The organism is Aequorivita marisscotiae (genome assembly GCF_029814825.1).
GTDB classification, from domain to species: domain Bacteria; phylum Bacteroidota; class Bacteroidia; order Flavobacteriales; family Flavobacteriaceae; genus Aequorivita; species Aequorivita marisscotiae.
Genome location: NZ_CP122379.1, coordinates 3073919 through 3089310, shown reverse-complemented (window position 1 = coordinate 3089310; position 15392 = coordinate 3073919). Strand labels below are relative to the sequence as shown.

Genomic DNA, 15392 nt, shown 5'->3' with positions numbered 1-15392 from the left:
TAGGAATATTTTATTCTTTGGCTCTATAATTAAAAAATCCGCTACAGGTTTTTAAGCTGTAACGGATTTTTAAAACTAACCAACCAAAAACTAAAAATCTTATTTCTATTGTATTGGTTTCAATTAGTGTGCCAAAAAATTAGTTGAAATTTTAATTGCTCGGGAACAAATCGGCTTGCAATTCCAGCAAATTAAATAGTGTAAAAACAATTTAAAGTTTTTCTCTCAGATATTCGGCGGTAAACGATTCTTGGTTTTTTGCAACCGTTTCTGGTGTGCCGGCTGCAACCACTTTTCCGCCGTTTTCTCCGCCTTCGGGTCCCAAATCAATTATAAAATCTGCGCATTTTATTAAATCTAAATTATGTTCCACAACAATAACTGTATGGCCCTTTTCCAAAAGCGCATAAAACGATGCGAGTAATTTTTTAATATCGTGAAAGTGAAGGCCTGTAGTGGGTTCGTCAAAAATAAAAACCGTTTTTTCTTTTGAAGTTCCTTTCACTAAAAAGGAAGCCAATTTAATACGTTGCGCCTCGCCGCCGGAAAGGGTAGAGGAGCTTTGCCCCAATTGCACATACCCAAGACCCACATCTTGCAACGGTTGTAATTTTGATACAATTTTTTCTTGCTTGGAATTGCCAAAAAACGCTACGGCATCATCAACGGTCATCGTAAGAATATCGTCTATGTTTTTACCTTGAAAAGTTACTTCCAACACTTCCTTTTTAAAACGTTTTCCGTTACAAACATCGCACACTAAATGCACATCGGCCATAAACTGCATTTCAATGGTTACTTCACCTTCACCTTTACAGGTTTCACAGCGCCCGCCATCTACGTTAAAACTAAAGTGCTTGGCCTTATACCCGCGAATATCAGAAAGTTTTTGCGATGCGTACAGATTCCGAATATCGTCATACGCCTTAATATAAGTTACCGGATTACTTCGGCTGGAACGACCAATTGGGTTTTGGTCAATAAATTCTATGCTTTTAATGGTATTAAAATCGCCTTTAATTTCTGAAAATTGCCCGGGTTTTTCGCCATATCCTCCAATTTGCCGCATCAGGGCAGGATACAGTATTTTTTTCACCAACGTACTTTTTCCACTTCCCGAAACTCCCGTTACCGCAGTAAAAACATTTAGCGGAAATGTAACATCTATATTCTTTAAATTATTCTGTCGTGCTCCAGTAATGGAAATCTTGTTTTTTGAAGTGCGTCTTTTCTCCGGTACTTCAATCTCCATTCGGCCATTTAAATATTTTGCAGTAAGCGAATCCGACTTTAATATTTCATCATAACTCCCTTGCGATACCACTTCGCCGCCAAAAGTTCCCGCTTCGGGACCAATATCTATTATTTCGTCTGCGGCTTTCATAATGTCTTCGTCATGCTCTACCACAATTACCGTATTGCCCAAATCGCGGAGTGATTTTAGCACTACTATAAGTCTTTCGGTGTCTTTTGGATGAAGCCCTATACTAGGTTCATCTAAAATATACATAGACCCCACAAGGCTACTGCCCAAAGAGGTGGCGAGGTTTATTCGTTGCGATTCGCCACCCGAGAGCGTATTCGATTTTCTGTTTAACGTTAAATAGCCCAGCCCGACATCCTGCAAAAATCGAAGTCGATTGTTTATTTCCAGCAGCAAACGCTTTGCCACCTTTTGGTCGTATTCTGAAAGTTGCAGATTCTGAAAGAATTCAGCAGTTTTATTTAACGGCAGCTCCACCAACTCTTGGATGGCCGTGCCGTTTATTTTTACGTAAGCAGCTTCCGGACGCAGGCGTTTGCCTTTACAGGTTGCGCATTTCGTTTTTCCGCGGTAGCGAGAGAGCATTACCCGATTTTGAATTTTATAGCTTTTCGATTCCAAATACGAAAAGAAAGAATGTAACCCCTCAAAATATGAGTTGCCATCCCAGACGAGTTGCTGCTGCTCAGATGTTAATTCAAACCACGGTTTGTGTATTGGAAAATTGAATTTATACGCATTGTTTACCAATTGATCGCGATACCAACTCATACTGTCACCCCGCCACGGAAAGATGGCATTTTCATAGATTGACAGGGCCGTATTCGGAATTACCAAATCTTCGTCTATCCCAATAACATCGCCGTATCCTTCGCAAACCGGGCAAGCGCCATACGGATTATTAAAGCTAAATAGATGCGCATTTGGCTCCATAAAAACCATGCCGTCGGCTTCAAACCTATTGTTGAATTCTGTTATTTTATTCGAAGAAAGCATTTCAATATACAACTCTCCCTTGCCTTCAAAAAAGGCAATTTCAACGGCGTCTGCCAGACGATTGTAAAAGTCTTCTTCGTTTTTGGTGATAATTCTATCTATCACCAAATCTATTTTTTTGGGGAAGGATTTATCTTTAAGTTCATCAATTCGCAAAACTTCATTTGCAACTTTAATTCGCGAATACCCTTGTTGCGCCAACGCCTTAATTTTGTTCTCCATACTTCGGCCCTCTTCCAAGTGAATGGGAGCGAGGAGAAGCATTTTTTCGCCTTCCGGAAATTCCTTTATAAACTTTATTACGTCTGTAGTGGTGTCTTTTTTTACTTCCCTCCCCGAAATTGGCGAAATTGTTTTTCCAATTCGCGTATAGAGCAATTTTAAATAATCGTAAATTTCAGTAGAGGTGCCCACTGTAGAGCGTGGGTTGGTCGAGTTTACTTTTTGTTCAATTGCAATTGCCGGCGAAATGCCTTTAATGCTATCTACCTTGGGCTTGTCTAATCTGCCTAAAAATTGACGGGCATAACTGGAAAGACTCTCAACGTATCGGCGTTGGCCCTCTGCATATAGGGTGTCAAATGCCAAACTGGATTTTCCGCTACCGGAAAGCCCCGTAATTACCACCAACTTATTGCGTGGAATGGCAACGGTAATATTTTTTAAGTTGTGTAATTTAGCACCCTGGATAAGGATGTTTTTTTTGATGTCTATAGTTTCAATATTCAATGTAATTCTCCTTTTTTAATCCCGATAACTATTGGGGCTGCAAAGATACTATATCGGTCTCAGCAAAGCACATTTGACGATATTTATTATTTTTTACGAGAAATTTAACCTTTTCTTTGCATTTGTAATTTCTTTGTTGTTATATTTACGGCTCTTAACGTCATATAAAAAAAATATTGCCTATAGCTGATCTTTACTTTTAACAAATAAACATTTTAACTAAGCAACCAAATCCATAGTTGTTTATTTTTTAAAAAAGTAGTGATATGAAACAAGGCACAAACTCTGATGCGTTTTTGGTAAACGCTTATATGAACGGTAATGAATCTGCACTTTGTGAGCTAATAACACGCCACAAGCAACGTATTTACAGTTTTATTTATTCTAAAGTTTTCGATAGGGATGTCGCAGAAGATATTTTCCAGGATACCTTTATTAAAGTTATTAAAACTTTAAAGAAAGGAGCTTACAACGAAGAGGGGAAATTTCTTCCGTGGGTTATGCGAATTGCGCATAATTTGGTGATAGATTATTTCAGAAAAAACAACCGCATGCCCAAATTTGAAAACAATACCGATTTTAATATATTTTCGGTGTTGAGCGACAATTCGCTGAATATAGAAAAACAAATGATTAAAGGGCAGGTGGAAGATGACGTACGTAGGCTTATCCAAGAATTGCCGGACGACCAAAAAGAAGTGTTAATTATGCGAATGTATAAGGATATGAGCTTTAAGGAAATAAGTGAGCAAACCGGGGTGAGTATTAACACCGCGCTCGGACGTATGCGATATGCACTTATTAATTTGCGGAAAGTGATTGATAAACACAATATTATATTAACCAATTAGTACAATAAAATAATTTTTGCTTCGTTATTTGGAAATATAACCTCTAAATAATATTCTATGCAAAAATTTTACTCTGAAACATCACGTGTGGACAGCGTGAATAAAAAATTAGTTCCAAAAGAGGAAACCATAAAATTTCTTCTGGATTATTCAATGGCTTTAAGTGTTATAGATTACCATAAAATGAAGTTTGAAGCGCTTCTAAACTAAACTTTGGAAAACCCTGGAATTAGCTTTTCAGGGTTTTTTTTTATTTCTACCCTCTCATTAAAAAACAATGTCTTTTGTCCTTCCTTTTCTAATGCCAATCATTTTTTCACTTTCTTTAAATACTCCTTAATTACAGATTTTCTACCAATAGTTTTTGTAATTATGTCCTTTTCTAAATCCCAGCCACGCGCAGGAGAATATTGCCTTCCGTACCAAATAATCTGAAGATGCAGTGTATTCCATAAATCTTTTGGAAATAATCGCTTTGCATCTTTTTCTGTCTGTACTACGTTTTTACCATTTGTAAATCCCCAACGATACATTAATCTGTGAATGTGCGTATCTACCGGAAAAGCTGGAATATTAAAGGCTTGACTCATTACGACACTCGCCGTTTTATGCCCAACCGCCGGAAATGACTCAAGGGCTTCAAAATCGGCGGGGACCACGCCATTGTATTTTTCGATTAAAATTTCTGAAAGCCCGTGAATTCCTTTGGCTTTCATAGGCGATAGCCCCACGGGTTTTATAATCTCCCGTATTTCTTCAACAGTAAGCTTTACCATATCATATGGATTGTCTGCTACTTCAAACAATAACGGAGTAATTTGATTAACCCGAACATCCGTACTCTGTGCCGATAGTAAAACGGCTATTAATAAAGTATACGGGTCTTTATGTTCTAAGGGAATGGGGACTTGTGGATAAATTTTATTTAACGTATCAATAACAAATGTTACCTTTTCTTGCTTGGTCATTTTAAGTACTTTTATACAAAAATAGGTATAATGACAACATTACAAGTAGGAGATAAGGCTCCAGATTTTAAAGTTAACGACCAGGATGGAAATAGTATATCTTCCAAAGATTATAAAGGAAAAAAATGGATTGTTTTTTTCTATCCAAAAGCCAGTACCCCAGGCTGCACCGCCCAAGCTTGCAATCTGCGCGATAACTATAAAGAACTTCAAAAAGCTGGTTATGAGCTGCTCGGCGTTAGTGCCGATAGCGAAAAACGCCAAAAAAACTTTAGCGAAAAATACAAGTTTCCTTTTCCGCTATTGGCCGATGAAAACAAAGAAGTAATAAATGGTTTTGGAGTATGGGGCCCAAAAAAATTTATGGGGAAAACATACGACGGAATTCATCGGAAAACATTTATTATGGATAAAACAGGAACAATAACCCACGTAATAGACAAGGTTAAAACCAAAGATCACGCAGCCCAAATATTAATTTAGGCATTATCTGCTTTTTCCACCTCGGCCTTACAATTAAAGAGGCGTTTTTTCTTAATGATTTCCGAAACTCCCGGAGGTAGCATTTCTTCCCAGCCATCTTCCTGTTTGTCAATCATTGATAAAACCTCGCGCGAGAATATATTCATGTTCTCAGGTTTGTAGTCCGTTATATCAACTACCTTCCCGTTGTATTTAAAAAACTTGTACAGTTCTTTCATTCGGGGGTGTACCTTTAAATTTTCACTGGTAATATACTCCCCAGTTTCGGGGTCTTTCATCGGGTATAAATACACCTTTAAATCTTTAAAAAACAACTTGCCAAAGGCTTCTAATATGCCCCCGCTTAAATGGCGATAATACTTTTCGTCAAAAATATCTATCAAATTGTTAACGCCCATGGCCAGTCCCATACGCATTTTGGTGTATCGCGAAAAATATTCAACCAGCTTGTAATATTCCTGAAAATTTGAAATCATAACCGTATGCCCTAACGAACATAGCAGTTTGGCACGGTCCATAAAATCTTCTTCGTCTATTTCCCCTTCGGCACGCAAGTTAGAAAGCGTAATTTCAAAAATAACTTCTGTTCGATCTTTCTCTACCCTGTTTTCATTTAAGAACATTTCGTACGAACGTTCAAACATATCTATATTTACCTTGGTAACAGGTCTAAAACTACCCCTAAGCGCTAAAATATTCTTCTTATAAAGTATCCGTGCCGGAAGTATATTATGGCCTTCGGGATTAAACATAACCGCATCGGTCATTCCGTTTTTAATAAGTTGAAGGCTCATTAACCTATTGTCAACCTTCGCAAAACGCGGTCCCGAAAAATTAATGGTGTCTATTTCAATCTTGTCCTTGTCAATATGATCGTAGAGGTACCGAAGCAATTTATTGGGCTGATCGTATTTATAGTAAGCGCCGTAAATAAGGTTTACCCCCAAGGTGCCCAAGGTAATTTGTTGCAATTGCGCATCGTTTTCATGAAAGCGTATATGCAGGGTTATTTCGTTATAAGCTTCCTTTGGATCAATCTGATAGCGAATGCCTAACCAACCGTGGCCCTTGTATTTTTTTGCAAAATCTATTGTAGCCACCGTATTGGCAAACGCAAAAAACAATCGGTTGGGGTGCTTATCGCGATTAATGCGCTCCTCAATAAGTTTAAATTCATGGGTAAGCATTTTCTGTAAGCGCGACTCGGTTACATATCTGCCGTCTTCTTCAATACCGTAAATAGCATCGCTAAAGTCCTTATCGTAGGCAGACATGGTCTTGGCGATAGTTCCCGATGCCCCACCAGCCCTAAAAAAATTACGAACCGTTTCCTGCCCAGCGCCAATCTCGGCAAAAGTGCCGTAAATATTTTCGTTTAGGTTAATTCGTAAAGCCTTACTTTTTATGGAAGGAATATCTTCAAATTCCTTATCACCAATTATGGATTCTGGCATAGTAACGTTCTAAATTTAATTAACAAAGGTAGCGAATACAATAGGTAAACAAAAAAAATACCATTATTTTTGCGAAGATGAAACATAGGTTCCCAAACTTAAAAAATAGATCCAAATGCGGATTGTTTATGTTGTATCTGCCCATAAAAAAAATACAATTTTAAGCAGATGAATTCAGAACTTACAGTTACTTTTCTCGGCACGGGAACTTCACAAGGTATTCCTGTTATTGGTAGCGACCACCCAGTTTGTAAAAGCACGGATTTTAAGGATAAACGCTTACGGGTATCGGTTTTATTGCGTTGGAATAAATTTGTTTATGTAATAGATTGTGGGCCGGATTTCAGACAGCAAATGCTGCGCGAACACGTAAACAGATTAGACGGTGTTTTGCTCACACACGAACACAGCGACCATACCGCCGGCTTAGACGATATTCGCCCGTTTAATTTTATGCAGGGCAAGAGCTTGCCTTTTTATGCGCACGCCCGGGTTTTTAAATCGCTAAAAGAACGCTTTGCCTATATTTTTGCACTAGAAAATAAATATCCCGGCGCGCCCAGTATTACCCCCGTTCAAATAGATAAAAACACCCCCTTTACCATCGGCGACCAAGAGGTAATTGCCATTGAAGCCTTTCACGCATCCCTTCCCGTTTTGGGGTTTCGGGTGGCCGATTTTACCTATTTAACCGATGTTAAAACCATTTCGGATACCGAAGCCGAAAAAGTAAAGGGCAGCAAGGTTTTGGTAATCAACGCCCTTCGCGAAGAACGTCATTATTCGCACTTTAATATTGAAGAAGCCTTAGCCTTTGTTGAAAAGGTAAAACCACAAAAAACATATTTTACACACATTAGCCACGTTATGGGCTTTCACGAGGAAGTGGAAAAAAAGCTACCCGAAAACGTATACTTAGCTTACGATACACTTACAATAACAATCTAATTATGAAAAATAAAATATTTATGTACCTGTTTCTTTTTGCAGTGCTTTTTATCATCTTTTTATATATGAGTGAAAAAAGCATTTTTGAATCGCAAGAAAAACGTATCGAACTTTTAGAGGCCAAAGTTGAAAAAGCGAACGATTCCATCAAAACGCTTCAGCGCTCAATGAGCGATTTAAATTATTTTTCGTTAGATGGAAATGATAACGCAATGACCTATTTTGAAAATATGGGATACGAGGCCGCCGATGTTGAAGCCAAGGTTTCCGATCAAATATATGATTTCAACTTAAAAAAAGGAAATAATCCTTTGGTGCCTTTTGAAGGAATGGACGGCGATATGAAAATAAATAAATTGAAATTCCTAAACCACAAATGGATTCTTGCAGATTTTACCGACGGTAAATATTGGGGCGAAATGATTCTGGCTTATTCTTTCAATAATGAGAACGAATTGGAATTAACCACGCTCGGTTCATTTCTGTATCCGCAATAGGGTTACGAATTTTCTGCCAGCCAATTTTTTAATTCGTAAAAATTCTGCGGTGCTACGCCGTGCCCAACAGCAAATTCTGAATAGGTGCAATTTATATTCAGATTGTCTAAAAATGGCTTGGTTTTACGCGCCCACTGTACCGGAATTACCTGATCTGCATTTCCGTGTGATGAATATACCTTCAATTTGCTAAAGTTATTGTTGGCATAGCCTTCCTTTAATATTTCTTCATTAATATACCCGCTTAAACCTATTACGTTTTTAACCTTTTCAGGGTAACTTAACGCCACGGCAAAACTGAGTATCGTTCCTTGGCTAAACCCCAACAGCGTTACGTTTTTGGGGTCTATTTTATACTTTGTTACAACTTCATCAATACATTTTGAAACTAATTCGCGGGAGGCAATCGCCTGTTCGTCGTCGCTAAATTTTCCCTGTGCATTGTCAAAATATATATTGTACCAAGCATTGCCGTACGGCTCTAATCTAATGGGTGCCTTAAGCGAAATAATAGCGTATTTTTCGGGCAATTCGTTTGCAAATGAAAACAAGTCGTTTTCATCGCTTCCAAATCCGTGGAGCATAATAATGGCAGGCGGATTTTCTGACGCATTTGCGGCCGGTCTATAATTGTGGTCTAAAAGTAATGTTTGCTTTTCCATAGAGTGCAAAAATAAGCAAGACCTTTTAAACTGAAGGTCTTTCAGTATAAAAGGTCTCGTTAAAATTGTTTAAAAATTTATATTCCTTTAAACCATTCCTGGAATTTTTCCCCAACTACGGGCACTGGTTTCATTTCGCCCTGTGCAGCGCTAATTAGCCCGAGTATCCACAGTACCAAAACCGCCAGATACACCACGCGCGAAAGAATGTAAATGTCTATTATACCCGAAATTATTGAAAGAATAACCCCTACACACATAATACCCAATGCTTGCCTAACGTGAAACGATCCCAATGCGGTTTTATCCTTATTGTTCATTATGAGCGCCACTATCCAGCCAATTAAGGTAATGTATGCTATTATGGCTACGGTTTTACCGTTGTTTGTACTTGCTTCCATATCTAAATTTATTGGTTAGTAATAATTTAAAGCTAAGATAACCAATACTTTCAACTTAAAAATGTAAACCACTCCTGAAATTTTTCACTTAAAATAGGAATAGCCTGCCGCTTGTTAAAATAGGCCATAGCCCAAGAGTATAACCACAGCACAAAACATATAACCCACAGCACGTCTCCGGCAGTAAGATTAATTTGCGACTGTACAACCATTGCTACTACAAACAGTATAAATAACCCAAACATATTTTTAATATGCCAAGTTGCAAATTCGTGCTGCTCATCCCGGTTGATAAAGTAGGCGATTAAAAATCCTACAAAAGGGGCGTAGGCTATAAGGGCGGTCGATTTTCCTGCTGGCGAAGTTTTCATTCTTAATTAAGTGCCAATTGGTTATTTGCAATAATTCCGTAAGGGTTGCCTTTTAATTTTACCCCTAACAGCGCGGCGTTTTTTGAAGTTGAAAGTATATCCTTTTCAGAAAATATCTTAGTGTCTTCGGGATTAAATAGGGTAAGCTCGGCCTGGTTTCCCTCTTTTATTTCGTTTAAACCAATCCCGAAAGTTGCCTTTAAACCCGTTAATGCTTTTACAGTATCCTCCATTCCCAACAGCTGGTTTAGTGCGCCAAAACATCCCTCCAAACCAATACTGCCAAAATAGGCTTGTTCAAACTCTGTTTTTTTGTGTTCCACATCTATTGGGTTGTGGTCGCTGGTAAGCCCGTCTATGGTTCCGTCCATTAATCCTTTTAGCAAGGCTTTGTTGTCTGCATTTGTTCTCAAGGGAGGTATAACTTTGTAATGGGTGTTAAAATCTTCCAAAACGTCGTCTGTAAGTACAAGATTAAAAATTGAAACGCTACAACTTACATCCAATCCTTTTTTCTTGGCATTCCTGATTAATTCAACCGACTTTTTAGTTGAAATAGTCGGTATGTGAAGTTTCCCTCCAGTATATTCCAAAATATATAAATCGCGAATAATTTGAAGTTCTTCCGCAAGTGCCGGAATTCCTTTTAAACCCAAACGGGTACTGTTCACTTCTTCATTTACCATTCCGTTGCGCGCTACCGATTTTTCAAAGGGAAACGACTGAACCAAACCGTCAAAATTCTGACTGTATTGCAGCGCAATTTTTAAAAGGTTTGCATTGGTAATCGGATTTTTATAATCGTAAAAAGCTACGGCGCCTTCATTTTTCATATCGAACAGCTCAGCTAGGTCAACCCCCTTACTGCCAACGGTTAATGCTCCAACCGGATACAGATTTACCGCCTTGTTTTCGGCTTTCGATTTTAAAAATTTTATATGTCCTTTGCTATCGGTTACCGGAAAGCTATTTGCGTTTACGGCAACCCCTGTAAATCCGCTGTAAGCAGCCGTCTTTAAACCGTTTTCTACAGTTTCCCGTTCCTCAAAACCCGGTTCGCCAAAGGAAACACTACTGTCAAACCACCCTTGCGAAATATGTAAATTTTTTAGAATTACTTCCTTTACTTTAGCCGAAGAAGCAATGGTTGCAGCAATTTTTGAAATTTTACCATCTTCTATTAAAACATCGCGTTTTTTTAAATGATGCTCGCTGGAAGCATCTACAATGGTAGCGGATTTCAGTAGTATCTTCATTTGTAGAATTTTAGAATAAGCATTTCAAAAAGTAAAAAGAGCATGGCAAAAATAGCAAACCATTTCCAAAAACTGTTAATTTCGTTCGCCTCGGCTATAGAATCAAAAAGAGCTTCCACCGAATTGTAAACTTTGGCTCCATCCCAATTCTCGGGATTTAAATACAGTAATTGGCTTTCGCTGCGGTCGTAATTATAACTTATATTCTCCAGAAATTGGGCTTCTTTCACTATTTCGTAATTGCCCGCTTGTGTAGGCTCATCGGTCGTGGTTAAAAGCACATAATTGGCCTTCGTTTGCTGCAACGGTATAAATTGCGACGTGCTATCCCTTATGGTAAGAATTTCATCAGGCCCCAATTTTACTGGTACTGCAATGGTGTTTTGCTGGCCAATTGTATAATACAAACGCGGCAAGGGCAAACTCTGTAAAGCCATATTGTAAATTGTAGGCACCACCAATGGCGAATTTTGAAAATTGCTATTCGTCTTGTTTATAGCTGCCGTAAAGAAATAGGTATTATTTCTTTCAACCAAAAATGGCTGCCGGTCCTCATAACCAATTGCGGGCGACGCATTTGTTGAAATATCGTAATACGAATTAACCGTAGGATATTGAAAATTTGCCACTTCTTTTTCAAATACATCCTTAAACAACGGATGTGAAAAAACAATCTTCGTAATTTGCTTTTCGCTACTTCTTTCCTCCGAAATACTCCCCAAGCCCATACGTAACAAAAAGTTGTTATAGCTGTTTAAATCTGCCTGCTCCGGTGGAATAACCAAAATGCTCCCGCCATCGTCGCTATATGCCTTTAACGCAGTAATAAGCGGCGCCGGAATTTCGGCTAGCTCATTGAGAACAATAAAATTTTGATCGGGAATTTCGTTGTAGTTCAATGTTTTAAAGGTTTGCTGCGTAAACTGAAACTCCTCCTTTTCAAACAGTCGTTGTAAAAAGTTGCCATCTGCTTCATTAATGGCCAAAACTTTTATCTTCCCCGGCTTGTTGATACTAAAAAATAAAGTGTTGTCAAAGGTGAGATTGGGATCGTTAACCTCTAATTTTCCAATAAATTCTTCCTGATTGTCTATATCAAAGGCAACCGTTCCATCCGTGTTTTCCAAGAAGTTTATCGCAGTTTTAGCAATTAATCTATCCTTGTTAAATAGTGAAATTGGCGCTTCGGAAATTTCATTGCTACCCTGCGTTTGCTGCGGCTTAGACACCTTCACCTTAAGCTGCGTAACAGAGGCATTTTTTGAAGCTATAAACACACTGTCTATGGCTATATTAAATGCTTTCACCGGTTTTAACTGCACCGCATCTACGATTACATCTTCCGGTATGGGCGGAAAGGCCGCTTGTTGCTGAAAATCGGACAGATAAACCAACCTCTTTAAAACGCCTTGTTCGTCCGAAAATAACTGATTGGCTTTTAGTAAAACTTCATTCGGACTTAACTGGTTTTGCGAATACGCTACGGAAAGTACCTCACTTTTAAAATCCTCTGCCGATACATTTTTATGTTCGGCATTGTTTGTAAACCAACTTATTTTTTCGGTGCCGCTAATTTTGTTAAACAAATCCTGCAGCGCCCGCTCCAAAATTGCACCGCTGCTACCTTTTGCCTGCATACTAAACGAGTTGTCTATATACACTACGGTTTCCTTTTGGGTAGCCAGCGCATTTTTTGCGGCCGTAAATGGTTGGGCAAAGGCAATAATTAGGCACGCCATTGCCAGCAATCGCATAAATAGGGTAAGCCACTTTTTTAGCTGCGAACTTTTACGCGTTTTAATGCTTACTTTTTTAAGAAAAGCAACGTTGGTAAAATCTACTTTTTGAAAACGCCGAAGTTGAAAAAGATGAATAAATATCGGGATGAGCAGCAGGAAAAGAGCGTAAAGAATTTCTGGGTGTTTTAACTGCATTCCTATAAATATTGCCCAAAGATAAAAAATGCAACGTAATAATTGCTATTTCTGTATAGTAAAGGTGAAGGTACTTCCGCAATCCAATTTAGATTGTAACGAAATGGTGCCTCCGAGCTTTGAAACTAAGCTTTTTACAGTGGCCAATCCTATTCCCGTTCCTTCCTTCCCGTTGCGATCTTTAATGCCCGTAGTTTTAAATAAATTGAAAATTTCTTCTTGAACTCCTAAATCAATCCCCATACCGTTGTCTTTAATCGCGAATTTATGAAATTGCATTTCTTCAACATACGATACCGAAACAAGGCGCTTTTCATTTAAATTGTACTTTAAGCTGTTATCGATTAAATTTAGGAATATTTGTGTGAGCGCCGCTTTGTTTACGTTCCTTAAAACTACATCCTTCGGAAATTCAAAAACCGTATCCTCGCCAATTAAGGTTTCGTCTATTACCTTAAAAAGCTTGGTCAGGGCAACGTCTTCATTCTGGGATTCCAGCAGCACATCTGCCTTGTAAAAACTTAAAATACCATTGATGTAGTTGTTTAGCGTTTGCGACGATTCTTCTATATATGAAAGATAAAGCTCAGAGTCTTCAGAGAGGTTTTGGTCATTCTCTTCCGTGAGCATCCGGGTTAGCGAAATAATATTGGCCAACGGCGACTTTAAATCGTGCGATACTACGTGGGCAAAGGTGGTTAACCGTTCATTTCTAGATTGCAGCTCCTTCTGATATTCAACGAGGCGTTTATTTTTTTTACGTAACTCAAGCAAATTCACCACTTGCTTGGCCAAAGATTTTAAGGAAGTAATCTGTATTTCGGTTAATTGCCTGGGTTTATAGTCAAATACACATAAAGTTCCCAGTTTATAACCATTGTGGTTTATAAGCGGAACCCCCGCGTAAAATTGGGCATTGGCTTCTAAAACCAAAGGGTTGTCGTAAAAACGCTCGTCTTTTGTTGCGTCTTCAATTATAAAAATATCCTCCTCCTGCATAATCGCGTGCCCACAAAACGAAATATTCCGCGGCGATTCATTAAAATCGAGTCCAAAATGCGATTTAAAAAAATTCCGCTCACTATCCAACAAGGTTATTAGTGAAATTGGTACCTCACAAATAGCGGCAATAAGACTTGTAATATTGTCAAAATTTTCTTCGGAAAGGGTGTCCAGTAAATCGTATCTTTTTAATTCAGCAAGGCGGGCTGCTTCATTTTCAGGTATTTCGGGAGAGATCATAATAAAAAAAATCTGTGCTTATAGTGGTTATTATAATCTATGAGTAGCAAAAATTATAGCGTCTATTTTTTAATCTAACTTCTTTATATTAAACTTAACAGTTGTGCCCTCGCCTAAAACCGACGACGCTTCTATATTGCCTTCAAGTCTGTTTACAAGTTTTTTTACGGTAGAAAGTCCAATGCCGTTCCCCTTTTTTCCATTCCGATCTAAAGTGTTATTAGTAACAAATAAATCAAAAATTTTAGAAAGTTGATTGTTGGGAATACCCATCCCGTTGTCTGTGATTTCAAAATAGTACATGCCGTCTTTTTCACGGCAATCTATATCTATCCTTATTTTTTCCTTATCGTTATACTTTAAACTGTTTCCTATTAGGTTCAGCAAAATTTGCTCTAGCGCTACCTTATTGGCCTGCATTTCAATATTTTCTTCCGGCAGGTTTATCTCGCAGTCCATATTAATGTTCAAAAGCTCTATTATTTCTTCCAACATATCCTGGCTATCAAAAACTTCACTGCGGAAAGCTGCGGTTTTGTTGGTTTCATAATGCTCTAAAAGCCCGGTAATATATTCGCTTAAAGTAAAAGACGACTGCTTTATATAATCCAAATAGTCTCTTCCCTGTTCATCCAATAATTGCCCGTATTTAGTGCGCAACATATCTGAAGTAATAATCATATTCGCCAAAGGCATCTTCATATCGTGCGATACTATACCCGCAAAATGCTTTAACTCCTCGTTGCGCTCCTCGAGTTCTGCCTGGGCAGTAAGCAACATCCGGTTGTGCTTTCGCGCCTCAAACAAATTTACCACCTGATAAGCCAAAGCTACAAGCGCCTTCTGCTGCGATTTGGTTAACGTTCGTGGTTTGGTATCAAAAACACAAAGAGTGCCAAGTGGGTACCCATCAGAATTTACCAATCGCACGCCCGCATAAAAAATGGCATTCATCTCCGTCACTAACGGATTGTCCTTAAACCGCTCGTCCTTTCTGGCATCCTCAACAATAAAAATGTTGCTTTCGTCTAAAATTGCGTGCCCACAAAAGGAAATATCCCGTGGCGTTTCATTTAAGGAAAGTCCGTACTGCGATTTTAAAAAATTGCGGTCGGCATCCAACAAGGTAACCAGCGAAATGGGAACATCGCAAATATTCGCTGTTACCGCGGTAATATTGTCAAAGTCCTTTTCAGGCAAAGTATCTAATAAATGATACGATCGGAGCGCAGCTAATCGTTGCTGCTCGTCAACGGGAAATTTTGGTTTAATCAAGGTTGTTGTTTTATCAAAGCCTTAAACAGCTTGTTGTTTAAGGATTTTCGGTAAATGTACA

At 38.5% G+C, this 15392-nt stretch carries 15 protein-coding genes; 5 read left to right on the top strand and 10 right to left on the bottom strand.

Annotation, left to right across the window (positions count from 1 at the left end):
• Positions 1-211: 211 nt before the first annotated feature.
• Positions 212-2989, bottom strand: a complete 2778-nt coding sequence (gene uvrA / locus QCQ61_RS13795; RefSeq protein WP_431605789.1) for an excinuclease ABC subunit UvrA — start codon at positions 2987-2989, stop codon at positions 212-214.
• Between the two features lie 266 nt (positions 2990-3255).
• Between uvrA and QCQ61_RS13790 the strand changes: the two genes are divergently transcribed.
• On the top strand, positions 3256-3840 hold the full coding sequence (locus QCQ61_RS13790) for an RNA polymerase sigma factor (protein WP_279448225.1): 585 nt from the start codon (positions 3256-3258) through the stop codon (positions 3838-3840).
• Positions 3841-3897: 57 nt separating this feature from the next.
• Complete coding sequence (locus QCQ61_RS13785) at positions 3898-4050, top strand: hypothetical protein (protein ID WP_279448224.1); 153 nt, start codon at positions 3898-3900, stop codon at positions 4048-4050.
• A gap of 98 nt (positions 4051-4148) precedes the next feature.
• Here QCQ61_RS13785 and QCQ61_RS13780 read toward each other — a convergent pair whose 3' ends face one another.
• On the bottom strand, positions 4149-4808 hold the full coding sequence (locus tag QCQ61_RS13780; RefSeq protein ID WP_279448223.1) for an endonuclease III domain-containing protein: 660 nt from the start codon (positions 4806-4808) through the stop codon (positions 4149-4151).
• A gap of 30 nt (positions 4809-4838) precedes the next feature.
• On the opposite strand from QCQ61_RS13780, the gene bcp reads away from it, so the two are divergent.
• Entirely contained in the window at positions 4839-5291 is a 453-nt protein-coding gene (gene bcp, locus QCQ61_RS13775) for a thioredoxin-dependent thiol peroxidase (protein WP_279448222.1), read from the top strand.
• Here bcp and QCQ61_RS13770 read toward each other — a convergent pair.
• Positions 5288-6745 carry a TonB-dependent receptor gene (locus tag QCQ61_RS13770; protein WP_279448221.1) on the bottom strand — a complete coding sequence of 486 codons (1458 nt, stop codon included), beginning with the start codon at positions 6743-6745 and terminating at the stop codon, positions 5288-5290. The two genes, bcp and QCQ61_RS13770, sit on opposite strands and share 4 nt — an antisense overlap.
• A 168-nt stretch (positions 6746-6913) precedes the next feature.
• On the opposite strand from QCQ61_RS13770, the gene QCQ61_RS13765 reads away from it, so the two are divergent.
• Both QCQ61_RS13765 and QCQ61_RS13760 read left to right on the top strand, forming a co-directional pair.
• A complete protein-coding gene (locus QCQ61_RS13765; protein ID WP_279448220.1) occupies positions 6914-7693 on the top strand; it encodes an MBL fold metallo-hydrolase in 780 nt (259 codons plus the stop codon).
• 2 nt (positions 7694-7695) lie between these two features.
• Positions 7696-8190, top strand: coding sequence for a hypothetical protein (locus tag QCQ61_RS13760; protein WP_279448219.1), 495 nt, complete (start codon positions 7696-7698; stop codon positions 8188-8190).
• A gap of 2 nt (positions 8191-8192) precedes the next feature.
• On the opposite strand, the gene QCQ61_RS13755 is transcribed toward QCQ61_RS13760, so the two are convergent.
• The 7 genes from QCQ61_RS13755 to QCQ61_RS13725 form a co-directional block, all read right to left on the bottom strand.
• Complete coding sequence (locus tag QCQ61_RS13755; protein WP_279448218.1) at positions 8193-8852, bottom strand: alpha/beta hydrolase; 660 nt, start codon at positions 8850-8852, stop codon at positions 8193-8195.
• 77 nt (positions 8853-8929) lie between these two features.
• Positions 8930-9253 carry a DUF4870 domain-containing protein gene (locus QCQ61_RS13750; protein ID WP_279448217.1) on the bottom strand — a complete coding sequence of 108 codons (324 nt, stop codon included), beginning with the start codon at positions 9251-9253 and terminating at the stop codon, positions 8930-8932.
• A 50-nt stretch (positions 9254-9303) separates the two neighbouring features.
• Positions 9304-9624: a hypothetical protein gene (locus QCQ61_RS13745; RefSeq protein ID WP_279448216.1), complete on the bottom strand. Its 321-nt coding sequence runs from the start codon at positions 9622-9624 to the stop codon at positions 9304-9306.
• 2 nt (positions 9625-9626) lie between these two features.
• Entirely contained in the window at positions 9627-10880 is a 1254-nt protein-coding gene (locus tag QCQ61_RS13740) for a dihydroorotase (protein WP_279448215.1), read from the bottom strand.
• On the bottom strand, positions 10877-12814 hold the full coding sequence (locus QCQ61_RS13735; protein WP_279448214.1) for a BatA domain-containing protein: 1938 nt from the start codon (positions 12812-12814) through the stop codon (positions 10877-10879). Before QCQ61_RS13735 ends, QCQ61_RS13740 begins: the two co-directional genes overlap by 4 nt.
• 45 nt (positions 12815-12859) lie before the next feature.
• A complete protein-coding gene (locus QCQ61_RS13730; protein ID WP_279448213.1) occupies positions 12860-14056 on the bottom strand; it encodes a sensor histidine kinase in 1197 nt (398 codons plus the stop codon).
• Between the two features lie 69 nt (positions 14057-14125).
• Positions 14126-15331, bottom strand: coding sequence for a sensor histidine kinase (locus QCQ61_RS13725; protein ID WP_279448212.1), 1206 nt, complete (start codon positions 15329-15331; stop codon positions 14126-14128).
• Positions 15332-15392 lie beyond the last annotated feature (61 nt).